The sequence below is a fragment of the Pseudomonas orientalis genome (assembly GCF_001439815.1).
Classification (GTDB): Bacteria; Pseudomonadota; Gammaproteobacteria; order Pseudomonadales; family Pseudomonadaceae; genus Aquipseudomonas; species Aquipseudomonas orientalis.
In genome coordinates, this window is record NZ_JYLM01000008.1 from 65,246 (window position 1) to 88,108 (window position 22,863).

General features: G+C 60.5%; 22 protein-coding genes and 1 pseudogene. 13 read left to right on the forward strand and 10 right to left on the reverse strand.

Going from position 1 to position 22,863, the window contains the following annotated elements; translation table 11 throughout:
- Positions 1 to 41: 41 nt before the first annotated feature.
- Together TU82_RS19425 and TU82_RS19430 are read right to left on the reverse strand one after the other, a co-directional pair.
- A complete protein-coding gene (locus TU82_RS19425) occupies positions 42 to 698 on the reverse strand; it encodes a class I SAM-dependent methyltransferase (RefSeq protein WP_057724853.1) in 657 nt (218 codons plus the stop codon).
- On the reverse strand, positions 695 to 1,150 hold the full coding sequence (locus TU82_RS19430) for a YbaY family lipoprotein (RefSeq protein WP_057724854.1): 456 nt from the start codon (positions 1,148 to 1,150) through the stop codon (positions 695 to 697). The genes TU82_RS19425 and TU82_RS19430 overlap by 4 nt, the downstream gene beginning before the upstream one ends.
- Before the next feature lie 141 nt (positions 1,151 to 1,291).
- Between TU82_RS19430 and nrdR the strand changes: the two genes are divergently transcribed.
- The 11 genes from nrdR (at position 1,292) to TU82_RS19485 (ending at position 9,557) form a co-directional block, all read left to right on the forward strand.
- Entirely contained in the window at positions 1,292 to 1,756 is a 465-nt protein-coding gene (gene nrdR / locus TU82_RS19435) for a transcriptional regulator NrdR (RefSeq protein ID WP_057725052.1), read from the forward strand.
- Entirely contained in the window at positions 1,753 to 2,880 is a 1,128-nt protein-coding gene (gene ribD, locus TU82_RS19440; protein WP_057724855.1) for a bifunctional diaminohydroxyphosphoribosylaminopyrimidine deaminase/5-amino-6-(5-phosphoribosylamino)uracil reductase RibD, read from the forward strand. Before nrdR ends, ribD begins: the two co-directional genes overlap by 4 nt.
- 47 nt (positions 2,881 to 2,927) lie before the next feature.
- Entirely contained in the window at positions 2,928 to 3,590 is a 663-nt protein-coding gene (locus TU82_RS19445; protein ID WP_057724856.1) for a riboflavin synthase, read from the forward strand.
- A 15-nt stretch (positions 3,591 to 3,605) separates the two neighbouring features.
- Entirely contained in the window at positions 3,606 to 4,697 is a 1,092-nt protein-coding gene (gene ribBA / locus TU82_RS19450) for a bifunctional 3,4-dihydroxy-2-butanone-4-phosphate synthase/GTP cyclohydrolase II (protein ID WP_057724857.1), read from the forward strand.
- 88 nt (positions 4,698 to 4,785) lie between these two features.
- Positions 4,786 to 5,262, forward strand: coding sequence for a 6,7-dimethyl-8-ribityllumazine synthase (gene ribH, locus TU82_RS19455; protein ID WP_003194576.1), 477 nt, complete (start codon positions 4,786 to 4,788; stop codon positions 5,260 to 5,262).
- Positions 5,259 to 5,759: a transcription antitermination factor NusB gene (gene nusB, locus TU82_RS19460; RefSeq protein ID WP_057724858.1), complete on the forward strand. Its 501-nt coding sequence runs from the start codon at positions 5,259 to 5,261 to the stop codon at positions 5,757 to 5,759. The genes ribH and nusB overlap by 4 nt, the downstream gene beginning before the upstream one ends.
- Positions 5,760 to 5,777: 18 nt before the next feature.
- Positions 5,778 to 6,743, forward strand: coding sequence for a thiamine-phosphate kinase (thiL, locus tag TU82_RS19465; RefSeq protein ID WP_057724859.1), 966 nt, complete (start codon positions 5,778 to 5,780; stop codon positions 6,741 to 6,743).
- A 55-nt stretch (positions 6,744 to 6,798) separates the two neighbouring features.
- Positions 6,799 to 7,524: a substrate-binding periplasmic protein gene (locus TU82_RS19470; RefSeq protein ID WP_057724860.1), complete on the forward strand. Its 726-nt coding sequence runs from the start codon at positions 6,799 to 6,801 to the stop codon at positions 7,522 to 7,524.
- A 217-nt stretch (positions 7,525 to 7,741) separates the two neighbouring features.
- A complete protein-coding gene (gene ribA, locus TU82_RS19475) occupies positions 7,742 to 8,359 on the forward strand; it encodes a GTP cyclohydrolase II (RefSeq protein WP_057724861.1) in 618 nt (205 codons plus the stop codon).
- Entirely contained in the window at positions 8,356 to 8,775 is a 420-nt protein-coding gene (locus TU82_RS19480; protein ID WP_057724862.1) for a hypothetical protein, read from the forward strand. Before ribA ends, TU82_RS19480 begins: the two co-directional genes overlap by 4 nt.
- Complete coding sequence (locus TU82_RS19485; protein ID WP_057724863.1) at positions 8,772 to 9,557, forward strand: cobalamin-binding protein; 786 nt, start codon at positions 8,772 to 8,774, stop codon at positions 9,555 to 9,557. The genes TU82_RS19480 and TU82_RS19485 overlap by 4 nt, the downstream gene beginning before the upstream one ends.
- Positions 9,558 to 10,040: 483 nt before the next feature.
- Here the strand turns inward: TU82_RS19485 and TU82_RS28060 are convergent.
- The 7 genes and pseudogenes from TU82_RS28060 to TU82_RS19520 all read right to left on the reverse strand — a co-directional run.
- Positions 10,041 to 10,444 (reverse strand): annotated as a pseudogene (locus TU82_RS28060) (TonB-dependent receptor domain-containing protein); the annotation flags it as partial.
- 267 nt (positions 10,445 to 10,711) lie between these two features.
- Entirely contained in the window at positions 10,712 to 12,610 is a 1,899-nt protein-coding gene (dxs, locus tag TU82_RS19495; protein ID WP_057724865.1) for a 1-deoxy-D-xylulose-5-phosphate synthase, read from the reverse strand.
- 110 nt (positions 12,611 to 12,720) lie between these two features.
- Positions 12,721 to 13,608: a polyprenyl synthetase family protein gene (locus tag TU82_RS19500; RefSeq protein WP_057724866.1), complete on the reverse strand. Its 888-nt coding sequence runs from the start codon at positions 13,606 to 13,608 to the stop codon at positions 12,721 to 12,723.
- Positions 13,605 to 13,847: an exodeoxyribonuclease VII small subunit gene (locus TU82_RS19505; RefSeq protein ID WP_003176346.1), complete on the reverse strand. Its 243-nt coding sequence runs from the start codon at positions 13,845 to 13,847 to the stop codon at positions 13,605 to 13,607. Before TU82_RS19505 ends, TU82_RS19500 begins: the two co-directional genes overlap by 4 nt.
- Positions 13,848 to 13,922: 75 nt before the next feature.
- On the reverse strand, positions 13,923 to 15,062 hold the full coding sequence (locus TU82_RS19510) for a Fic family protein (protein WP_057724867.1): 1,140 nt from the start codon (positions 15,060 to 15,062) through the stop codon (positions 13,923 to 13,925).
- 136 nt (positions 15,063 to 15,198) lie between these two features.
- Positions 15,199 to 15,612, reverse strand: a complete 414-nt coding sequence (locus TU82_RS19515; RefSeq protein WP_057724868.1) for a hypothetical protein — start codon at positions 15,610 to 15,612, stop codon at positions 15,199 to 15,201.
- Positions 15,569 to 20,203: an RHS repeat-associated core domain-containing protein gene (locus TU82_RS19520; protein WP_057724869.1), complete on the reverse strand. Its 4,635-nt coding sequence runs from the start codon at positions 20,201 to 20,203 to the stop codon at positions 15,569 to 15,571. Before TU82_RS19520 ends, TU82_RS19515 begins: the two co-directional genes overlap by 44 nt.
- A 636-nt stretch (positions 20,204 to 20,839) precedes the next feature.
- Between TU82_RS19520 and TU82_RS19525 the strand changes: the two genes are divergently transcribed.
- Complete coding sequence (locus TU82_RS19525; protein WP_057724870.1) at positions 20,840 to 21,400, forward strand: hypothetical protein; 561 nt, start codon at positions 20,840 to 20,842, stop codon at positions 21,398 to 21,400.
- Between the two features lie 65 nt (positions 21,401 to 21,465).
- Here TU82_RS19525 and ycaC read toward each other — a convergent pair whose 3' ends face one another.
- Positions 21,466 to 22,098: an isochorismate family cysteine hydrolase YcaC gene (ycaC, locus tag TU82_RS19530; RefSeq protein ID WP_057724871.1), complete on the reverse strand. Its 633-nt coding sequence runs from the start codon at positions 22,096 to 22,098 to the stop codon at positions 21,466 to 21,468.
- Between the two features lie 504 nt (positions 22,099 to 22,602).
- Between ycaC and TU82_RS19535 the strand changes: the two genes are divergently transcribed.
- Positions 22,603 to 22,839, forward strand: a complete 237-nt coding sequence (locus TU82_RS19535; protein ID WP_057724872.1) for a hypothetical protein — start codon at positions 22,603 to 22,605, stop codon at positions 22,837 to 22,839.
- The last annotated feature ends 24 nt before the right edge of the window (positions 22,840 to 22,863 follow it).

Genomic DNA, 22,863 nt, shown 5'->3' on the forward strand with positions numbered 1-22,863 from the left:
GAAATGCATTCCCTGTGGGAGTGGGCTTGCCCGCGATGGACTCAAATACGCCGCGAATGGTACAGGCTCACCTTGCGAAACTCCCACGGCTCGGCCAGGTCCGGCAGAGTCATCGCCTCGAGGACTTCAAGCCGCTGATAATCCGGATGCCGGAAGTCACGCACCCGCGAGTCCGCCACCAGCGCTTCACGGCCACGGGTCAGGAACTGGTCCAGCAGTGGCAGGTTGGCGCGGTCGTAAAGCACGTCGGCCACCAGGATCAGGTCGAAACGATTGGCTTCGGCAAAGAAATCGGTCGAATAACTCATCTGCACCTCATTGAGTTCGGCATTCGCCCGGCAAGCGGCCAGCGCCAGCGGATCGAGATCGCATGCCACCACCTCCAATGCCCCGGCCTTGGCGGCCGCAATCGCGGCCACGCCGGAGCCGGTGCCGAAATCCAGCACACGCTTGCCCGCCACCCACGCGGGGTTCGCCGCCAGGTAGCGCGCCAGCGCCAGGCCGCTGGCCCAGCAGAAACTCCAGTAGGGCGGCTCGTGCAGGATGCGCCGGGTTTCTTCCTGGCTGAAGGCGCGGTCCATGTTGTCGGCATCGAGCAACCACAACGACAGCTCGGTGCCCGGCAGCGGGCAGGGCACCAGGTGTGCGTCGCCGATCAACTCGCTCAGGGCGCGTTGCAGGTGCAACGGTGGCGTCATGGCGCCTTGACGAGTTGCAGGGAGCCGGTGGTCTGGGTGATCGCCTGGGTGACGCGCACGGCGGGCAGGTGCAGGATCAACTGGCCGGACTGGCTGGCGCGGCCGCGCAATTCGACCCGCGCACCGGCCGGGAAGGCTTCGGGATTGAAGCGCAGGCGAAAGGCCAGGGGCTTGCCGTTGCCGGTCAATACGCTGCTGGCGAGCAGTTGTTGCGGGCGCGAACGCTCGTCGATCACCAGCAGGGCAAGCTCGACTTCGGCGCCGGCGGGCACATTGGTCAGGTTACCGCTGATTTCACGCTGGTAGGCGGGCAGGGGGCCCAAGTCTTCGATGCCGGGGACTTTTTTCTCTTGTGCGGGTGTTGGCTGAGGTGCGGCCGGCTTGGGGGCTTCGCTGCTGCAGGCGACCAGGAAACTGAACAGGGCGAGGAGGGCAAGTGGTCGTAACTGCATGTACGGCTCCAGAAAAGGGCAAAATCCGTGGCTTAAAAAAATAGAAACATATAGGCCTGCCTATATACCGTAAAGGCTATGGCTTGTCTTGCGACGGGGATGCGCTACCATGGCCCTCCCTTTATTTGTTGCCTGCCAACCATGCACTGTCCCTTCTGCGGTGCCAACGACACCAAGGTCATTGACTCGCGTCTGGTCGCCGAGGGCGACCAAGTGCGTCGCCGGCGCGAATGCCTGGCCTGCGGTGAGCGTTTCACCACCTTCGAAACCGCCGAACTGGTGCTGCCGCGCCTGATCAAGTCCGACGGCAGCCGCCAGCCTTTCGACGAAGACAAACTGCGCGCCGGTATGCAGCGCGCCCTGGAAAAACGCCCGGTGAGTGTCGAGCGCCTGGAGGCGGCGCTGGTGCATATCAAGCACAAGCTGCGCGCGACCGGCGAGCGCGAGGTCAAGAGCCTGGTGGTGGGCGAGTTGGTGATGGGCGAGCTGCAAAAGCTCGACGAAGTCGCCTATATCCGTTTCGCCTCGGTATACCGACGCTTCCAGGACCTCAATGAGTTCCGCGAAGAGATCGACCGCCTGGCCCGTGAGCCCTCCAAACAATGACGGCCGAACAGGCGGTCCTCGACGCCCATTACATGGCACGCGCCCTCGAATTGGCGCGCAAGGGCCTGTACACCACCCATCCCAACCCACGGGTGGGCTGCGTGATCGTGCGTGACGGGCAGATTGTCGGCGAAGGCTGGCATGAGCGCACCGGCGAGCCCCATGCCGAACCGAATGCCTTGCGCGCCGCCGGTGAGAAGGCCCGTGGCGCGACGGTGTACGTGACCCTCGAACCCTGCAGCCACCATGGCCGCACGCCGCCGTGCGCCGATGCGCTGGTGAGCGCCGGTGTGGCGCGGGTAGTGGCCGGGATGCAGGACCCCAACCCGGAAGTGGCGGGGCGCGGCATGCAGCGTCTGGCCCAGGCCGGGATCGACATTCGTAGCGGCGTGCTCGAGTCCCAAGCGCGTGCGCTGAACCCTGGCTTTCTCAAACGCATGGAACACGGCCTGCCGTTTGTGCGGGTCAAGCTGGCGATGAGCCTGGACGGGCGCACCGCCATGGCCAGCGGCGAAAGCCAATGGATCACCGGCCCTGCCGCACGTGCCGCCGTGCAGCGCCTGCGCGCCGAAGCGAGCGTGGTGCTGACCGGCGCCGATACGGTGCTGGCCGACGGCGCGCGCCTGACCGTGCGCGCCGCCGAGCTGGGGCTGGATGAAGAAACCACCGCCCTGGTCATGTCGCGCCCGCCGCTGCGCGTGTTGATCGACGGCCGCCTGCGGGTGCCGCTCAATGCGCCGTTCTTCAAGGCGGGCCCGGCATTGGTCATCACCTGCGTGACCCCGGAAAACCAGTTCCCCCGTGGCCCCGAGTGCCTGGTGGTACCGGGTGTGGAGGGCCAGGTCGACCTGCGTTCAGCGCTGGTGGCACTCGCCGCCCGTGGCGTCAACGACGTGCTGGTGGAAGCCGGCCCAAGCCTGGCGGGCGCGTTTGCCCAGCAGGGCCTGGTCGACGAATACGTGATTTTTGTCGCCGGCAAGTTCCTCGGCTCCGCTGCCCGACCTTTGCTGGACTGGCCGCTTGAGAAGCTGGCCGACGCGCCCCAACTCAAGATCACTGACATGCGTGCCGTGGGCGACGACTGGCGAGTCACTGCCATTCCCGTCCCTGCGGCCAGCGTATAATTCCCGGCCTGCGCTTGAGCGTCAGCCCCCGTTTTCAGGAGAACGACATGTTCACCGGTATTATCGAGTCCATCGGCAGCATCCGTGCAATGACCCCCAAAGGCGGCGACATTCGCTTGCTGGTTGAAACCGGCAAGCTCGATCTGGGCGACGTCAAGCTGGGCGACAGCATCGCCGTCAGCGGTGTGTGCCTGACGGTCGTCGAGCTGCCGGGCAACGGTTTTGCCGCCGATGTCAGCCGCGAAACCCTGGACTGCACCGCGATGAACGACCTCAAGGCTGGCAGCCCGGTCAACCTGGAAAAAGCCCTGACGCCGACCACGCGCCTGGGCGGCCACCTGGTCAGCGGTCATGTCGACGGCGTCGGCGAAGTCGTGGCCCGCAGCGAAAACGCGCGCGCCGTGGAATTTCGTATCCGTGCGCCGAAAGAGCTGGCCAAGTACATCGCCCACAAAGGCTCGATCACCGTCGACGGCACCAGCCTGACCGTGAACGCCGTCAATGGCGCCGAATTCGAACTGACCATCATTCCCCACACCCTCAGCGAAACCATCATGGCCTCCTACCAGCCAGGCCGGCGGGTGAACCTGGAAGTGGACTTGCTTGCCCGTTACCTGGAGCGCCTGTTGCTGGGCGAAAAGGCCGCAGAGCCTGCATCAGGCAACATCACCGAAAGTTTTCTGGCCGCTAACGGCTACCTGAAATCCTGACCAAGGGGGTGCCGCGTGGCGCTCAATAGCATCGAAGAACTGGTTGAAGACATCCGCCAAGGCAAGATGGTCATCCTGATGGATGACGAAGATCGCGAGAACGAAGGCGATATCATCATGGCCGCCGAGGCGTGCAAACCCGAGCACATCAACTTCATGGCCAAGCACGCCCGTGGGCTGATCTGCATGCCCATGAGCCGTGACCGCTGCGAATTGCTCAAACTGCCGCTGATGGCACCGCGCAATGGCTCGGGGTTCGGCACCAAGTTCACCGTATCGATTGAAGCGACCACCGGCGTCACCACCGGCATCTCCGCCGCTGACCGTGCGCGCACTGTGCAAGCCGCCGCCGCGAAAGACGCCAAGGCCGAAGACATCGTCAGCCCGGGCCACATCTTCCCGCTGATGGCCCAGCCGGGCGGCACCCTGGCGCGCGCCGGTCACACCGAAGCCGCCTGCGACCTGGCGCGCATGGCCGGGTTCGAGCCGAGCGGGGTGATCTGCGAGGTGATGAACGACGACGGCACCATGGCCCGTCGCAGTGAACTCGAAGCCTTTGCCGCCGAACACAACCTCAAGATCGGCACCATTGCCGACCTGATTCACTACCGCATGATCCACGAGCGAACCGTTCAGCGGATTGCCGAGCAGCCGCTGGACAGCGAGCTGGGCCAATTCAATCTGGTGACCTACCGTGATTCAGTGGAAGGCGACGTGCACATGGCCCTGACCCTGGGCAGCATTTGCGCCGACGAGCCGACCCTGGTGCGCGTGCACAACATGGACCCGCTGCGCGACCTGCTGATGGTCAAGCAACCCGGCCGCTGGAGCCTGCGTGCCGCCATGGCGGCGGTGTCCGAGGCCGGCAGTGGCGTGGTGCTGTTGCTTGGTCACCCGGTGGATGGCGATGCGTTGCTGGCGCATATCCGCGAAACGGCCGACCACGTGCCGGTGAAAAAGCCGACCACCTACAGCATCGTCGGTGCCGGTTCGCAGATCCTGCGCGACCTCGGTGTGCGCAAAATGCGCCTGATGAGCGCACCGATGAAATTTAATGCGATATCCGGATTCGACCTGGAAGTTGTAGAATACGTGCCCTCCGAATAAAGGCTGGCGATTTTTGCCCCTTGTTCGCGGTTAAATCATCACTGAGGGACGCACTTTTCGCGTCCCGGCTCTTTAAGAGATTTGTCGAATGACCCTGAAGACCATCGAAGGTACCTTCATCGCCCCCAAAGGCCGCTATGCCCTGGTGGTTGGCCGCTTCAACAGCTTCGTGGTTGAAAGCCTGGTAAGCGGTGCCGTTGACGCCCTGGTTCGCCACGGTGTGAGCGAGAGCGACATCACCCTTATCCGTGCCCCTGGCGCCTTCGAAATTCCACTGGTTGCGCAAAAGGTTGCCCAACAGGGTGAATACGCGGCGATCATCGCCCTGGGCGCGGTCATTCGTGGCGGCACCCCGCACTTCGAATACGTGGCCGGCGAATGCACCAAGGGCCTGGCCCAGGTGTCCATGGAGTTCGGCGTGCCCGTCGCTTTCGGCGTGCTGACCGTTGATTCCATCGAGCAAGCCATCGAGCGCTCCGGCACCAAGGCCGGTAACAAAGGCGCTGAAGCTGCCCTGTCCGCCCTGGAAATGGTCAGCCTGCTGTCGCAGTTGGAGGCCAAGTGATTTCCGACGAGAGCGATCGTTTCAACCCACGCGACGAGCGTCCAGCCGACGCCGGCAAGCCTTCGAAAAGCGAAAAGCGCCGTGCTGCGCGCCAGTTGGCGACCCAAGCGCTGTACCAGCGCCACATGGCCGGCACCTCGCTGAACGAAATCGAAGCGCAATTTCGCGTGGATAACGATTTCACCTTCGCCGACCAGAGCTACTTCCACGACATCCTGCACGGTGTTCCGGCCAACCTGGACGAGATCGACGCTGCTCTGACGCCCTGCCTGGACCTGACCCTCGAAGAGCTGGACCCGGTTGAACTGGCCGTGCTGCGCCTGTCCACCTGGGAACTGCTCAAGCGCGTCGACGTGCCGTATCGCGTGGTGATCAACGAAGGCATCGAACTGGCGAAAGTCTACGGTTCGACCGACGGCCACAAATTCGTCAACGGCGTGCTCGACAAGCTGGCTCCGCGCCTGCGTGAAGCTGAAGTGAAGGCGTACAAGCGCTGAACCGCGCTTGAGACCTGAATGGGCGAGTTCGAGCTGATCCGCAACTATTTCGCCGCCGCGCCCTGTGCGCAAGGCGGCGAAGGCATTGCCCTGGGGATCGGCGACGACTGCGCCTTGCTGGCGCTCCCCGCCGGGGAGCAACTGGCGGTTTCTACTGACACATTAGTGGCCAGCGTGCATTTTGCCGACCCCTGCGACCCGTTCCTGCTCGGCCAGCGCTCGCTGGCCGTAGCGGTGAGCGACCTGGCCGCCATGGGCGCCCACCCCCTCGCGTTTACCCTTGCCCTCACTACCCCGACCGTCGATGCCGACTGGCTGCAACGCTATGCCCAAGGTTTGAACGCCATGGCGCAACGCTGTGGTGTGGGCCTGGTGGGCGGCGATACCACGCGCGGGCCGCTGAGCCTGACCTTGACCGTGTTCGGTCGCGTGCCGGCCGGGCGGGCCTTGACGCGCAGCGGTGCGCGGCCAGGTGATCTGCTGTGTGTCGGTGGTGAATTGGGCAATGCGGCCGGTGCCTTACCGCTGGTATTGGGTCAGCGCAGCGCGCAGGCCGCCATCGCCGAACCGCTGCTCGCCCACTATTGGTCGCCGCAACCGCAACTGGGGTTGGGCCTGGCCCTGCGGGGTAAAGCGACGTCGGCCATGGATATCTCCGACGGGCTACTGGCCGATTGCGGGCATATCGCCAGGGCATCGGCTGTCAGCCTGGTGATCGAGCGCGATACCTTGCCTTTGTCTGCTGCGTTGCGGGCATTTGTCGGTGACGATGAGGCCCGTGTGGCGGCGTTGAGTGGTGGCGACGACTATGTGCTGGTATTCACGTTACCGCAGGCCGAACTGGCAGCCTTGCAGGCGGGTGGATGGCCGATTCATGTGATCGGTCGGGTCGAAGCGGGGCAGGGCGTCACACTGCTCGACACCCATGGACAAGACGTCACCCCTGCCGTGCACGGCTATCAGCATTTTCACGAACTGCCGTAGCCGACGTCCTGCGCTAACCTTTCATATGACTATCTTCACGTAGGAAGCCCTCACGATGAGTGTGCGCTGCTGGCTGCTGATCATGCTGTGCGCCCTGACCTCTGTGCTTGAGGCGGATGAAGCCCGGGTGCCCGACAAGGTCGTCCTGGCCAGCGAGGAGTGGAACGACTACACCAACAATGACGGCAGCGGCCTGGCCTGGGACGTGTTGCGCCGGGTGTTCGAACCGGCAGGCGTCACCCTGCAGATCCGCAGCGTGCCCTATACCCGCTCGATTGGCCTGGCCCAGCGCGGCGAGGTGGATGGTTGGGTGGGTTCCTACCGCGATGAAGCCGAGCATGTGCTATACCCGCAGTGGCCATTCGACGCCGATCATATCTATGCCCTCGGGCTGGCAACGCTGCCTACGCCTAACCTGGCGACGCTCGGTGATTACCGCCTGGCCTGGGTGCGGGGTTACAAATACGAGCAATATTTGCCGAATGTGCGCCGGTTCAATCAGGTTCAGCGGCGCAGCGGTATTTTGTCGATGCTCCAATACGGCCATGCGGACTTCTACATCGAGGCCCTCACCGAAGCTAAATACGTGCTCAGTCAGGCTCAAGACCCTGCGCTATTCAAACTCACTCATATCGCTGAACTACCGCTCTACGTAGGCTTTGCCGACACCGAGCGTGGCAGGGCATTGATGGCCGTGTATGACCAGCGTCTGGCCAGCCTGGTCAAGACTGGTGAACTGAAAGCGATTTTCGACCACTGGAAACAGCCCTACCCCTTGTAGGAGCGAGCTTGCTCGCGAAAAACCCATAAACCTCGCGTTGATTCAGAATACCTGCGTTAACGTTACGACTTTCGCGAGCAAGCTCGCTCCTACATAGAACCAAGCCGAAGGCCAATCGAACCTATTGATCTTTATCAGCGATCATTCAGCTTAAGCGTCTGTAGGAACAGGCTGTTACAATGCCTGCCTCTGTGAAATCTGAAATCAGGAGCACACGGTGCCCGTCGTTTTCGTCGCCGCTTCCAAGCTGCCTACCCCCTTTGCCACGTTCACCATGCATGGCTTTCTCGAAGAAGCCACCGGGCGCGAGCACGTTGTGCTCAGCCTGGGCGATATCGCTGATGGTGCGCCGGTGCTGGGCCGCGTGCATTCCGAATGCCTGACCGGCGATGCGCTGTTCAGCCAGCGTTGCGACTGCGGTTCGCAATTGGAAGCCGCGTTGCAGGCCATCGCCCGTGAAGGTCGTGGCGTGCTGCTGTACTTGCGTCAGGAAGGCCGTGGCATCGGCCTGTTGAACAAGATCCGCGCCTACGAATTGCAAGATGGCGGCGCCGACACCGTGGAAGCCAACGAGCGCCTGGGCTTCGCCGCCGACCAGCGTGACTATGCCATCTGCCTGCCGATGCTCGAGCATCTGGGCGTGAAGTCGCTGCGCCTGATGACCAACAACCCGCGAAAAGTAAAAGCCTTGACCGAAATGGGCATCACCGTGGCCGAGCGCGTGCCGCTGCACACCGGGCACAACCCGCACAACAAACTGTACCTGGCCACCAAGGCGAGCAAGCTCGACCACATGATGGGCAACGAGCATCAGGGCGAGGTCGACCGCGCGTGACCCGCGGCCAGGTGAAACGGCGTCTGTCCTTCAGTTGGTGGCAGTACCTGGCCCTGGCGTTGCTTCCTCTGTTTGTGATCAACCTGGTATTCGGCCGCGCCGAGTCTTTGCTTCCCGTACTGGCCATGCCGTTCTTTATTGCCGGCGTGGCCTCGATGTTTATCAGCCTGCGTTATTTCCACGCTTATAAACACGCGCTGATCGCCACCTCCAAAGCCCTCGACACCGCTGAAGAGCCCGCCGCCTGGATCTCCCTCGCTGCGCGTCGGCGCACGGCCTTGCTGGTCGCTGCGTTACCGGCCTGGATCGGCGCGTTGGCGGTGTTCGTCGGCCTGGAAGCGGTGCCGCTGTTCTTGCTGGCGCTGTCGACGACGGTGCTGTTCTACCTCTATCGCATTCCGCGTCAGTTGGGATGAAACCCTACTGGCTGGCGCTGCTGCTGGTGTTCAGCGCTCAGGCCTGGGCGGTCGAGCGCGTGGTGAGCCTGGCGCCGTCGCTCTCTGAAATCGTGGTGGAATTGGGGGCCGCTGATGTATTGGTCGGTGTGCTCGATGGCGGCGAACGTCCGGCGGCGCTGGTCAGCGTGCCATCGGTGGGGCGCTATGGTCAGCTGGACATGGAGCGCCTGCTCAGCCTCAAGCCCGACCTGATCCTGCTCTGGCCCGGCAGCGTCGGTTCGGCCCAGCGCGAGCAGTTGCAGCGCCTGAATATCCCGGTGTACGTCGCCGAACCTCATAATCTTGAACAATTGACCACACAGGTCCAGGCGATTGCCGAGCAATTGGATCGCGCTGATGCAGGTCGAAAACTCGCCGCACAGCTACGCCAGCGCCTCGCCGAACTGCGCCAGCGCTATCGGCGCGCCGAGCCGCTGCGCGTGTTTTACCAGGTCTGGAATCAGCCGCTGTACACCGTGGGCGGTGAGCAGATCATCAGTGATGCGTTGAACGTGTGCGGTGCGCGCAATGTATTCGACGACCTCAAGCTGCCGGCGCCGCAGGTCAGTATCGAGTCAGTGTTGCAGCGTGATCCGCAGCTGATCCTGGTAGGCGATCAGGCGCAGCGGGAGGCCTGGAAGGTCTGGCCGACTATGTTTGAGCGCGTGCGGCTGGTGCCGGACAAGGGCCTGGAGCGGCCCAGCGGGCAGATGCTGGAAGCGGTGGCGCGGTTGTGTCAGGTGATTGCGCCGAACCTGTGACATCGCTATCGCAGGCAAGCCAGTTCCCACAGGGGAATGCATTTCAAATGTGGGAGGGGGCTTGCCCCCGATGGCGGCCTCTGGGCCGACCAGGATGTTGGATTGGGTTGAGTACATATCCGTTTCTGCGGTAACGGCCACTTAGGGTTCCGCCCTTACGGCGGCTCACTTTTGAAAAGCGCAAAAGTAAGCAAAACGCTCTTGCCCCACCACTCGGCACCTCGCTTAGGCTCGGTGTGCCCTCTCTCCGGCTTGAATCCGTGGGCCGCCGCAATGGGCCATCCCTGGCCCAGTGCGGCTAACCCGGCGTCCTGCCGGGTTGCCCACGGATTCAAGCCTGCGTTCGGCCAGCGTGGTTTAACGGGGCGCTTAAGATCAAAAGCAGATCAAGATCAAGGGCGGCTCGCTTTGTATCGTGGTTACGGTTGGGCGCTACTGGAATTGTGTAGGCACCCTTGCTGCGATGACGCCGGTTCAGACAACTCAAATCCCGGGTGTCCAGGTCACCCCGAGCATCCACGTCCGGCCTTCTTCGCGATAATTCTGATACCCCTCGAGGTAGTTGTATTTCGCCCGCGCATAAGACTTGTCCAGCACGTTATCGACCTTCAGCGACAACAAAACTTCGTGGTTCAATGCCCAACTGCTGCGCAGCCCCAGCAAGGCATACCCGCCCAGGCGATGACGATTGGCTTCGTCATCGTAACTGCTGCTGATCCCTGCCAGCTCGCGCCCACACCGAGCTTGTCGAACTGCCGATCCAGGTCCAGGTTCAACGTGCGCCGTGCGCGCCGCGCCAGGGTATGGCCGCTGTCGCGGTCGCGCGGGTCGATCAGCGACACGCCGAGGTTGCCTTGCCAGCCGAACAATTTCTGCTTGAGCGCCGCTGTCGTTACGCGCCTGCATCTGGCGGTTGGCACTGATGACCACTTCGGAGAGCTTCAAGGCCTGGTCGCGGGTGTCGGCGAGCAGATCGGTGCAGGGTAGCAGCAGCAGGGCAAGCCTCAGGCGTTTCTTGGGCTGTCCATAGCGTTTGAAGGCTGCACAAATCAAATGTGGGAGGGGGCTTGCCCCCGATTGCGGTGTGTCAGTCAGAACATCTGGGACTGATACACCGCTATCGGGAGCAAGCCCCCTCCCACATATGGATCCAGTTACGGATTCAAGAGCGCCAGACGCTGGCGCACCGAGGCTTCGATACCGGCTTCGTCCAACCCGCATTCGGCCAGCATCTGCGCCGGCTTGGCGTGTTCGACGTACACATCCGGCAAGCCCAGGTGCAGCACCGACTTGAGGATATTCTCCCGTGCCAGGAATTCACTGACCGCCGCACCGGCGCCGCCCATGATGGCGTTTTCTTCGACCGTCACCAGCAGTTTGTGACTACCGGCAATCTCGCGCACCAGGGCTTCATCCAGTGGTTTGACGAAGCGCATGTCGACCACGGTGGCATCGAGTTTCTCCGCGACTTTCAGGACTTCGGCCAGTTGCACGCCGAACACCAGGAAGGCCGTCTTGCTGCCCTGGCGACGCACGATACCCTTGCCGATTTCAATCGGCTCCAGGTCTTTCTCGATCACCGCATTCGGGCCATTGCCGCGCGGATAGCGCACGGCGGCGGGGCCGTTGTACTGGTGGCCAGTGCTGAGCATCTTGCGCAATTCGTTCTCGTCGCTCGGCGTCATCACCAGCATGCCGGGGATGCAGCGCAGGTAGGACAGGTCGAAACTGCCCGCGTGGGTCGGGCCGTCTTCGCCCACCAGTCCGGCGCGGTCGATGGCGAACAGTACGTCGAGGTTCTGCACCGCCACGTCATGCACCAACTGGTCATAACCGCGTTGCAGGAAGGTCGAGTAAATCGCGACCACCGGCTTGGCGCCTTCACACGCCATGCCCGCGGCGAACGTCACCGCGTGCTGCTCGGCAATCGCCACGTCGAAATAGCGCAGCGGGAAACGCTCGCTGAAGGCCACCAGGTCGGAGCCTTCCTTCATTGCCGGAGTAATGCCTACCAGGCGCGGGTCGGCGGCGGCCATGTCGCACAGCCATTCGCCAAACACACCCGAATACTTCGGTCCGCTGACCTTTTTCGGCGCAGCGGCGGGGGCGTCCAGGGGTTCGAGCTTGGTGATCGCGTGATAACCGATCGGGTCGACTTCCGCCGGCGCGAAGCCTTTGCCTTTCTTGGTGACGATATGCAGGAACTGCGGGCCCTTGAGGTCACGCATATTGCGCAGCGTGGCAATCAGGGTGGGCAGGTCGTGGCCGTCGATCGGGCCGATGTAATTCCAGCCCAATTCCTCGAACAGCGTGCCGGGCACCAGCATGCCCTTGGCATATTCTTCAGTGCGACGGGCAATTTCCCACGCGCCGGGCAGACGCGACAGCACTTTCTTGCTGCCTTCACGCATGCTGGCGTAGGTGCGGCTGGAGAGGATCTTGGCCAGGTAATTGGACAAACCACCGACATTGCGCGAAATCGACATGTCGTTGTCGTTGAGGATCACCAACATGTTGGCATCCACTTCCGGCGCATGGTTCAGCGCTTCGAAGGCCATGCCCGCAGTCAGCGCGCCATCACCGATTACCGCAATCGCCTTGCGCTCACTGCCTTGCAGGCGGGCGGCAATCGCCATGCCCAGCGCCGCACTGATGGAGGTGCTGGAGTGGCCGACGCCAAAGGTGTCGTACTCACTCTCCGAGCGCCGTGGAAAGGCGGCGATACCGTCCTTCTGACGCAGGCTGGCCATGCGTTCGCGACGGCCGGTAAGGATTTTATGCGGATACGCCTGATGGCCCACGTCCCACACCAGCCGGTCGTCCGGGGTGTCGAATACGTAGTGCAAGGCGATGGTCAGCTCGATCACGCCCAGCCCGGCACCGAAATGCCCACCGGTCTGGCCGACCGTGTAGAGCAATTCCAGGCGCAGTTCATCGGCCAGGGTTTCCAGCTCGGCTTCACCCAGTCGACGCAGGCCGTCCGGCGTGGCAGCACGGTCGAGCAGAGGCGTGGACGGGCGCTTGCGGGGAATCTCTTGGAACGTCGTGGGCATCAGGCGAATCGTTATAGGTATAGAAGAGGCGGCAGTTTACCTCAAGCATCGCAAACTGCCCACGCAGAGGGGCGAACTTGGCCGATATGCGGCGCTTATGGCCGCAGGTGTCAGTGGCGACGTTCGACGATATACCGCGCCAGCTCACGCAACGGCTCAGCCGCCGCGTCGAAAGGTCGCAGGGCGTCCAGGGCCTGATCGCGCAGCTCCAGGGCGTAGCCCTTGGCGGCCGCAAGCCCGAGCAGCGCAGGATAGGTCGGCTTGTCCCGTGCGATATCGGCACCCTGGCGTTTGCCGAGGGTGGCGGTGTCGCTTTCCACGTCGAGAATATCGTCCTGCACCTGGAAGGCCAGGCCGATAGCCCGTGAATAGGTGTGCAGCGCCGCCAATTGCGCGGCTTCAGCCCGGCCGCTGGCCAGGGCGCCCAGTTGCACGGCGGCCTCGATCAACGCGCCGGTCTTGTGACGATGCATGTGTTCCAGGGCGTGTTGATCCAACTTGAGGCTGACCGAACCCATGTCGATCGCCTGCCCGCCGACCATCCCGGCCGGGCCTGCGGCCAGGGCCAGGGCGGTGACCATGCGCAGGCGGATCTCGGCGTTGACACTGCTCAGCGCCGGGTCCAGCAATGCGCTGAACGCCAAGCTCTGCAAGCCATCACCGGCCAGGATCGCATAGGCTTCATCAAAGGCTTTATGGGTGGTCGGCTGGCCGCGACGCAGATCGTCGTCGTCCATCGCCGGCAGATCGTCGTGTACCAGGGAATAGGCGTGAATCAGTTCTACCGCACAGGCCGCGCCATTGGCTTGCTCGGCTGGCGCACCCAGCGCTTCACAGGCCGCGTACGCCAGCAACGGGCGCACGCGCTTGCCGCCATTCATCACGCTGTAGCGCATGGCTTCGTAAAGCCGCTTCATTTCCGGGCTCGGCGCAACAAACAAGGGCTCCAGCGCCGCATTTACCCGGGCTTGGCTACTGGCCTGATACGCATCGATCATTCGGGTTGTTCCGCATCGAAAGGTTCTTCGGCCAACTCCCCGTCGCGCTCGAGCAACACCTGCACTTTCTGCTCAGCCTGCGCCAACGCGCTCTGGCAATCACGGGTCAGGCCGATGCCTTGCTCAAACGCCGTCAACGAGTCTTCCAGCGACAACTCGCCGTTCTCCAGACGCTCGACCAGGGTTTGCAGGTCGGCGAGGGATTGTTCGAAATCGAGTGCAACTTTTTTGCGGGCCATGGCGGCAATTCCGGTAGACGGTAAACCGGCGCGACACTAGCAGACATGGGGGATTGGGGCAAATGAGCGGGGCTGCTACTCGTAGGTGGGATTGATCTGATAACGCGTGCTGCGGCCGCCTGCGGGGAGACGGATCAGGCAGTTTTTTTCCAGCAAATCAGCCAGGTGCCGCGTGGCCGTTGCCTTGGACACCTTGGCCACCGCCTGGTACTGCGCGGCGCTGATGCCCTGTTCGAAGCCTCTTTCACCGCCGTCGAGCAGACGGTTGAGCATCTTGGTCTGTTCGGCAGACAAAGCAGCGCCGCGGTGGTGGTCCCAGAATCGCGTCTTGCTCAATACACGATCTATCCGCGCCATTGCCTCTTGCAGGCTGCGCAACAACGTTCTCAGAAACCACTCGAGCCAATCCGTGATATCGAGCGTGGCCTTTTGGCTGGACTCCAATGCGTTGTAATAGCCCTGGCGGTCCTCAAGGATACTGGCTGACATCGCATAAAAGCGTATCGCGTGATGGTCGCCCTGGGCCAAGGCCAAGTCAGTGATGGCGCGTGTCAGGCGACCATTGCCGTCATCGAACGGGTGAAGCGTGATAAACCAGAAATGCGCAACGCCGGCACGGATGAAGGGGTCCAGTTCCGCTTGACTGCGGCTCAGTTCGAACCACTCAAGAAAGTCATCGAGCGCTTGCTTCAGCCCCGCGCGTGGCGGCGCCTCAAAATGCACGGTAGGCCGGTCAAGACGGCCCGATACTACCTGCATCTGCTCATCCCCCCGCAGCCCCCCGACAGTTATCTCTCGCGTGAAAACGCTCGCTTGCGAAGTTGGAAACAGCAAATGGTGCCAATGCATCAGACGCGAATAGGTGAACGGTTTGGCGAATTGCTCGGTGGCATCCATCATCAGATCAGCGAGGCCTTCACTACGGCGGCTTACCTGACCGGCTTTCGTGGCCTCCAGGCCTAACCGTCGCGCCAGAGAGGACCGCACCGAGCCGACATTCAGTTGCTCGCCTTCAATAGCGGAGGAGGTCAGGATGTTTTGCAGCAGCGCGTCCAGTTCGTTCTGCGCGCTGGCTACCTGACCAGCGGAGCCGAGCATGCCCAGGAGTTTGCCCTGGGAGTGACTGCATTCGCGCAGCAAAGCAGCCAAGCGTCCGGGCTGCCAGTGGAAATGGGGCCAGTCGAGGTGTTGCCAGATCCAGTGCGGTTGATTCATAGGGGAACGCCTGGGTGTGTGAGTCGAATAGAGGGGATATTCAGCTCATTTAGTGAGCCGATTGTGCTTGCTATTCGGCTCATCGTCTAGGCTGCATTGGGCCACCGAGTGCGTTTTCTGGGGGGAGCGTTTAATATCAACGGAAGCTGACATCGATTCTGTCGACCTTTAGTTTTATGAAACGCTCGTTACATTCAGGATGATCGTAGTGAATGTCCTCATCATTTAATGAGACGAAGCTCTGAAATTGTGTGTCGTTTAGGTTTCCGTAAAGTAGGTAGGCGTAGCCGGGAGTTATCTTTTCAATCAGTGGTGTTCTGGGTTCAACCCTCTCAATCTCGTAGTCATCAGATAGATTCATTGTCAGCTCGACGTCATAGATTTTTCCGACTTCTATGTCGTGTGGGGAATAGCTGACGAAGCAATTTATGATGCTGCCCTCAATGAGCAGAGTTATGTCTTCCTCTATATGCTCGTTGAGCGCTACCACCTGTGCTTTTATATAGCTATTTTCTGTGTGGTCTAATGGTTTTATCTGAGGGGTCGCCATTTATCATCCTCCAGAAGTCTTTTCCGCTTTTCGTATGCAAAGTCGTAATATGGCCGCTTGTATTTATTCCTGCAAACGCGAATTTTGCTTGCCCTGTCCTATTTGTTCCCATTAGTAAAACATATCCGGTTGTTGGAGCGTTTCTGTACGAATATTGAACCTGTGTGCCTTCATTTATCACATGTCGTGCGGTGAGTAAGTATTCGTGACTAGAGTCGGCGCCGAATTCAGAACCGTGCTTCTCGTAATGCTCATTGAGTTTTTGCTTGCTGGCAAATGCTGACGGACGTTGTGTTGCAGATGGACTATTTGGTTCGCCTGCATCGACTTGGACATCAATCGCGGGCTCCTTAGGCTCTTTTTTAGCGTTGCATCCTTTTCCCTCCGGGCAATTACTCAAGCCTAACGGGTCTACCCATCCCGTCGGATTGGGCACGTACTGGTACGCATTGATCCCACCCGCCAGCTTCACCGGATCAGGCGTCAGGTAACGACCAATATCCGGATGGTAGTAGCGATGGCGATTGTAGTGCAGGCCGCTTTCCTGGTCGAAGTACTGGCCTTGGAAGCGCAGCGGGTTGTCGATTTTGCCGACGTCGAGGCGGCTGATTTCGCCGTAGGCGCGGTAGTGGGCGGACCAGACGATTTCGCCTTCGGGAGTGGTGAGTTCCTGCGGGGTGCCGAGGTGGTCGAGTTGGTAGTGGTAGGACTTCACGTCTTCTGGACCGAAGCCTTCCAGCAAGGCCAGCGGACGGAAACTGTCGGGTTCGTAGAGGTAGCTGCGATGGCGATCGGCATGGTGTTCGGCGATCAGCTTGTCGCCTTGCCAGAAGAACTCTGTGGTTTTCTCTTCGATGGTTTTGCTGATGCGCCGACCAAACGGGTCATAGCGATAGCTGGCGGTCTGGCCGTTAGGTTTGGTGACGCCGATCAGTCGGTGCTGGCAGTCGTAGCGGTACTCGGTGACGAGTGAATGGCCCTTGCCACGCCGTTCTCTTATTAGATTTCCAAAGGCGTCATAGTCGTAATGATGGTCGCCCTGGATCATCAGGCGATTGCCCGCCACGATGTCCGGCCCCGGCCTGTCCTGCATGAGTAAATTGCCGGCGGGGTTGTGGGCGAAGCGCTCCTGGACGTCCTGGGAGTGATCGGCGCGAGTCAGGCGCTGAAGCGGGTCGTAGCGGTAACGGTGTTCGCCTTTGCGGGTGTCGAGCAGGCGGGTGAGGTTGCCGGCTTTGTCGTAGTCGTATTGGCGTTGGTAGAGGTGGTTTTGTTGTTGGGTGACGGCGTGGGCGTGCAGGCGGTTTTGGTCGTCGTAGTGGTAGTGGCTGAGCAGTTGGCCTTGTTGGCGTTGGTGTTCGCGACCGGCTTGGAACAGGTGGGAGGTCAGCAGTGAGCCATTCAGCTCGACGGTGGCGAGATGGCCGCCTTTGTCGTGATTGAAGGTGATGCGGTTGTTGTCCGGCAGGCGCAAATGCTGAAGTTGCCCGCAGGCGTTGTAGCCGTAGCGCAAGGTGCCCCAGCCCTGGTGTTCGGCAATGAGTCGGTTTTGTTTGTCGTACTCGTAGGCCAGCGCCCAGTGGCCGTCTTCGACGCTGAGGAGGTTGCCCTGGCGGTCGTAGGTGTAGTCGACCGTGTTGCCATCGGGCAGGGTTTTTCGTACGAGGCGACTGGCGTGGTCGCGCTCGTAGCGGGTAACCAGCTGACTGCCATCGTCGCCGTGTTCGGTTTTTTCCAGCAGGTTGCCGTTGAGGTCGTAGGCGTAGGCGGTGCGTTGGCCGTCGAAGCCGGTTTCCTGTCGGATCAGGCCGTTGGGGTGGTAGTCCAGTTGATAGGTTTCACCGACTTCGTTTTCGATGGCGGTCAGCAAAAGGCGGACGTTGTCGTAGCGGTACTTGACCTGGGTGCCATCGGCATTGATGCGGCGGCTGATCAGGTGCAGGCCGTCGGCGTATTCGTAGCGGGTGACGTGGCCGAGTTCATCGCGTTCGGTGATTATTTTGCCGTAGGGGTTGTAGCTGAATTCCCGATAGGTACCGTCGAACTGGGTCAGTTTCAGCAGGCGTCCTACGGCATCCCATTGATACTGAGTCAGCGCGCCATGCTCATCCTCACGCGCAACCTGCCGGCCTAGGTCGTCATAGCGATAGCGCTTAATGCCGCCATTCGGTAATTGCTCCTCAAGCAATTGCCCGCGCTCGTTCCATACCAATCGATGACAGCTATTGTCGGGATACCAGACCCCAGTCAGTTGCCCCCGCTTGTCGTAGCTGTAGTCCGTTGCGTTGCCGTCTGGATCAATCCTGCGGATGACATCGCCTTGCTCATTGCGCTCGTATTTCCAGACCGCTTCACCGCGCCGCACCACCCGTACGAAGCCGTTGTCATGCTCGTAGGACGTCGGCTCGTCATCTCCCGGAAACAACGCGACCAAGCGTCCGGCGTCGTCGTATTGATACGCCGTCACCGCACCCAGCGGGTCCTGCTCGACGGTCAGTCGGCCCTTGGCATCGTAGGATCTGAAATGCTGCGCGCCGTCCGGATCGATGCGCTGTACCAGTCGCGCGCGGTCGTCGTGGACATACACTTCCTGGCTGCCATCGGCGTTATGCACGCTGACGCTGCCGTCATCGCCCCAGGCATAGCGCGTGTCCATCTGCGAGAAACTGGCCCAGTGCCGGACACAGCGTGCCGCCTTGCCGGCGCGTTCCCATTCCCAAAAGAAACTCGCCCCACCGGCAAGTTGTCGCTCAAGAATGACGTGCTGTTCGTCGTACCGATAAACCTCGCGTTCACCGACGGCATTGGTCGCCGATACTAGTCGTCCGGCGTCGTCATAGGCGTAGGAAACGACGGTTTGCTCGGTCACCCAAACGAAGGGTTCATGGCCTGTGGCGCGATGAACCTGGTAGTCCACCGCCACGATGCGGTCGAATTCATACCGCAAAAAAAGCGAACGGCCCGCACCGTTATCCAGCCGCTCAATACGCCCCAACCGGTCCCGGAAAATGCGCAATCGGTTGTCATACGCATCGCTGATCGCCGTCAGTACACCGTCGAAAAAGTGATAAAACCGAGAAGACTGGGCCAGCACCAGTTCATCAGGCGCAGACCCCAAGTAGATCGCCGCCTCCGCCAGGCTGTTGGTAATCGCCGGCCGAGCAGCCGTCGGCAAGGGCAGGGTGGTCGAGCGATTCTCATGGTCGGTCCACACCACCGAATCGCCCGACACAGAAAGCCTGTGCGCCAGCGCATGACTCCAGCCAAACCCCAGCCCGCAGTCCACCTCAACCGCACTGGTGCGGTACAACCGCGTCCACTCGAACGGCAAGATGCCGTCCAGCGCACCATCGGTGAGAGTCAGCAGTTCCTCGCCGGTGACCATCGACACCGGGCAGCCGTGAGTAACGGTCTTGTCCGCAGAAGCCGCCGCATCGCCCTTCGGATTCGAAGCCACGGCAGGCACATCATCTACATGCTCTTTCTGCCGCAGCACCGCGTTCTGTCGAGCCTTCCAGCGCATCTGCAGGGTGCCCTGCTTCAGCCCACCGACCACTCCTCGAACCGCCACCGCTTTATAGCGATCCACCGCCTGCATGAACTTGGTCAGAATCACCAGCATGCTCTGTATGAAGCCAACCGCAGCCTCAACAATCCGAGCGCCATACTTGCCCAGCCGCAAGCTTAAATACGCCACACCCGCCGCCGGTAAGGCGATGGTCAGTACCGCGCCAATCACCAGATCAATCAGCAGCGACACGATCAACCCTGCAGCCACTTGCGCGATCTGGCCCGGCGGCAATGCGTCCAACCAGACCAACGCGGTGCGCACCAGAAGGAACAGTGCCGCCTCATCACTGGCCAGCAACATCGCGTGTTCCATGATTTTGGGTGCATCGCTGGCGATTTGCGCCAACTTGGCTGCTTGGGCTCCCAAGTGCTCTACGTACTGCAACGGATCCTCAAGGATCGACTGCACCAGCTTTATGCTGTCCCACACCTCACGGATCGCCGCCCAACTGCCCGCCAGTACGCCGCTGCCAATTGCACTGGCCGTGGATTGCTGCCAATGCGGCTTGAAGTCCTTCCACTGATCGCGCAGCCATTGCTCCAGATCCGCTGTCAGTCCGGCATAAGAGGCGAACAAGGCATCCACTTGCTGCGCTGAAACACCACCTTGAACCCGAACTTGATAGCGCCCGCCGGCGGAGCAATAGTGCGAACCCTCGCCGTGTTCATCGAGCATGATCACTGCTGAACTGCCGTCATCCAGGCGGGTCACCTCAACGGGGATGTCGCCAATCTGTACGTCATACAGCGACTCGAACCTGCTCTGGATCTTAAGCACGCCACCCACCGGGCAACGAGCCACGGTAGAAAAATCCGCGTCGGTATGGCTCACCGACTGCTGCGAATCCCCGGCCCGCAACACCCGGTCCATCCCCAGCAACGACGGCATATCCGCAGCATGGCTCACCGAATTCAGTGCTCGGGAATACCAGGCACCCATTTGCTGGCGATAAATCGTCAGGCTCTGATGGAAAGTATCCAGCTCATATTCGATCGAGGTGATGTGGGCAGCGTGGGTCATCCATGACGTCTCGGCAGAAGGCAAGACGTCGGAGTCTGCCGCAGCGAAAGGCGGCTGGATGAGCGGTTTGAAAAATCAGATTGCGCTTACAAAAGGCGGGTAATTTTCGATGTCGACGTGTGCCCCGGATCACTTCAGATAGCGACGCTGCTGATTGACGAACAGTGCCTTGAGCGCCTTTCAGCTGGGTTTCAAACGCATTCAAACCGGCTTACATCCGCTGCAACTCGGCGATTTGCGCGGCTAACGCGCACTTCAACATCAGGTGAGTGGCCCAGAGAATGTGGGACTGAGCCCTGAGCAGGTCAGGCTCCAGCGCTTGGACCTGTATATAACCGTGGTGACGGGTGGGGGCTGGCGTGTAGGGGAGATTCAATGGTTATGAGTTTGTGCAAGCAGGGCTTGCACAATTGCCCGTTTGGTTGGCGGGTGGCTATTGGCTATGATGGCTGAAGTTTGATGCTAATTCGCCGAGAAGGTGCCTGGCTTTCTCCGATATTGGCCAAACAGACGTTCGGTATCGATCACGTCTGAAGCTCCGCCAATGAACATGAATTAAATTCTGTAGCTACCCGTTGCAGCGCATGCTGAGGCAACAGCTGGGGTTAATAAAACTTCGTAAAGGGAATCGCCTAGGTGGCAAACGTAAGTATCAAATGGAACTGGTTGCACTGGACCTGTGAGCAAACGTGGGGAAAGGATGTCTGGCCAGAGCTGCAAAGCAGGGGCGTTAAACTGCAGGATCTGGAGCGCTGCGTGTATGTGATCAGACTGGATGGTTTTATTGCCATTGAGTACCCGAAAGGTATTTCTCCGACCCTCTACATTGGAGAGGGCAACTTTGAACAACGGATCACGCAGCATAAAAACTGGCTGCTTGAGCTTGCCGACCTGCAAGGCAATTACCAATTTCTTATTGCGTATTGCTTTCCCAGGGCCAGAAACGCATCGCAGGTTTACTCGGATTTCGAGGCCAATCTGATACATGAATTTCGAGATACGTATGGGGCGGCGCCGCTACGGAACAAACAAATGGAGTTCCAGAAAGCCAAGCATACGTACGGACCGATCAATGAGATTCGCAAAGCCATCATGATTGGCAGTGGAACCCGCTTCCATTGGGCTGTTAAACCCATGAAAAGCTCTCCGATGTATGACGTTTACCAGCGAACCATGTTGGAAGAATTCAAGGTCTAAGGCCGTTCCGGCCATGGCACGAAAGCCTGCTTTTCAGGGCAGGCTTATCGTCACACTCGGTTCTCTTACTTCTGCTGCGCCGTCAGCGCCGCATACCCATTCATCAAATTGCGATAGTTGGGAATGCGCTGGGACAACAGATTCCCTAAGCCTTCGATATCGTTACGCCAGTCGCGGTGTAACTCACATGCCACCGAAAACCAGTTCATCAACTGCGCACCGGCCTGGGTCATCCGGCTCCACGCCGCCTGCTGCACCGTGGTATTGAACGTGCCCGACGCATCCGTCACCACAAACACCTCGAACCCTTCCGCCAGCGCCGACAAGGTCGGGAACGCCACGCACACATCCGTCACCACACCGGCAATGATGATCTGCTTGCGCCCGGTGGCCTTGATCGCCTTGACGAAGTCTTCGTTGTCCCAGGCGTTGATCTGACCAGGGCGAGCGATATACGGCGCGTCCGGAAACATCTCTTTCAGCTCCGGCACCAGCGGGCCGTTGGGGCCTTGTTCGAAACTGGTGGTGAGGATGGTCGGCAGGTTGAAGAACTTGGCCAGGTCGGCGAGGGCCAGTACGTTGTTTTTGAACTCGTTGGGGGAGAAGTCCTGCACCAGAGAGATCAGGCCAGTCTGGTGGTCGACCAGCAGCACGATGGCGTCGTCTTTGTTGAGGCGGTTGTAGGTTGGAGTGCTCATGGTTGAATCCTTTTTTGTTTAGGTTGGTTGGGCGTTGTGTTCAACATGGGCATAGATTAATGGGTGGGCAGCGAGGGATAAATCGGGCGGAAAGAGTCTAACTGTCAACTTAAACGGGACGATGTTAGTGCGGCAGCCTGTTGCAAAAAATCAATGTGAAGATCTACGGGGAATTTGACTTTGAAGGGCCAGCAGGCCCTATCCCTTTCATTTGCAGGACGTTTCCGAGAGAATCCCAACCGCATTGCGCCAGCGGGAATGGGTGACTAGGCTGCGGATTGTCACTGCACATTCAGTGATCGGGTTTAGTCGCCCGGATTCGATTGGCGCATAAGCAATTCATGAGTCAGGCATCCCATCGCCTGCATCTTATGGTGGCTGTGCGCAGGGCACCTCCGGGTGCGCCGGGTTCCCAATCGACCGGTCGACTAACCTGCGTACAGCTGCCGCCTTTTGTTTAGTCGCGGAAAGTGGCAGCACCAAATTATCGATTGGAGTTTTGCTATGGATAACGTTTGTTCGGATTCGCCGTCATCAGGTGTGACCAAACCATTTTCCGTCAACGAAGAACTGAGCTTCGAGGACGCCTGGGTGCAGGTGGCTGAGCTGCTGCATTGTGCGCTGGCCACGTCGCAGGTGCTCGGCGAGCCAGTGGCTGCCCCGCAGAGGGCGGTGATGCATTTGGTGGAGATGGCCAGGATGGTGGCCGATCGGGCTGTGGCGTGTTTGCAGCCGAGGTAATGACATTGGCATATGGTCAGCAAA

Bases quoted from the DNA above. Each gene is read 5' to 3' on its own strand.
- TU82_RS19425 (WP_057724853.1), bottom strand. From the start codon at position 698: ATGACGCCACCGTTGCACCTGCAACGCGCCCTGAGCGAGTTGATCGGC.
- TU82_RS19430 (WP_057724854.1), bottom strand. From the start codon at position 1,150: ATGCAGTTACGACCACTTGCCCTCCTCGCCCTGTTCAGTTTCCTGGTC.
- nrdR (WP_057725052.1), top strand. From the start codon at position 1,292: ATGCACTGTCCCTTCTGCGGTGCCAACGACACCAAGGTCATTGACTCG.
- ribD (WP_057724855.1), top strand. From the start codon at position 1,753: ATGACGGCCGAACAGGCGGTCCTCGACGCCCATTACATGGCACGCGCC.
- TU82_RS19445 (WP_057724856.1), top strand. From the start codon at position 2,928: ATGTTCACCGGTATTATCGAGTCCATCGGCAGCATCCGTGCAATGACC.
- ribH (WP_003194576.1), top strand. From the start codon at position 4,786: ATGACCCTGAAGACCATCGAAGGTACCTTCATCGCCCCCAAAGGCCGC.
- thiL (WP_057724859.1), top strand. From the start codon at position 5,778: ATGGGCGAGTTCGAGCTGATCCGCAACTATTTCGCCGCCGCGCCCTGT.
- TU82_RS19470 (WP_057724860.1), top strand. From the start codon at position 6,799: ATGAGTGTGCGCTGCTGGCTGCTGATCATGCTGTGCGCCCTGACCTCT.
- TU82_RS19485 (WP_057724863.1), top strand. From the start codon at position 8,772: ATGAAACCCTACTGGCTGGCGCTGCTGCTGGTGTTCAGCGCTCAGGCC.
- dxs (WP_057724865.1), bottom strand. From the start codon at position 12,610: ATGCCCACGACGTTCCAAGAGATTCCCCGCAAGCGCCCGTCCACGCCT.
- TU82_RS19500 (WP_057724866.1), bottom strand. From the start codon at position 13,608: ATGATCGATGCGTATCAGGCCAGTAGCCAAGCCCGGGTAAATGCGGCG.
- TU82_RS19505 (WP_003176346.1), bottom strand. From the start codon at position 13,847: ATGGCCCGCAAAAAAGTTGCACTCGATTTCGAACAATCCCTCGCCGAC.
- TU82_RS19510 (WP_057724867.1), bottom strand. From the start codon at position 15,062: ATGAATCAACCGCACTGGATCTGGCAACACCTCGACTGGCCCCATTTC.
- TU82_RS19515 (WP_057724868.1), bottom strand. From the start codon at position 15,612: ATGGCGACCCCTCAGATAAAACCATTAGACCACACAGAAAATAGCTAT.
- TU82_RS19520 (WP_057724869.1), bottom strand. From the start codon at position 20,203: ATGACCCACGCTGCCCACATCACCTCGATCGAATATGAGCTGGATACT.
- ycaC (WP_057724871.1), bottom strand. From the start codon at position 22,098: ATGAGCACTCCAACCTACAACCGCCTCAACAAAGACGACGCCATCGTG.
- TU82_RS19535 (WP_057724872.1), top strand. From the start codon at position 22,603: ATGGATAACGTTTGTTCGGATTCGCCGTCATCAGGTGTGACCAAACCA.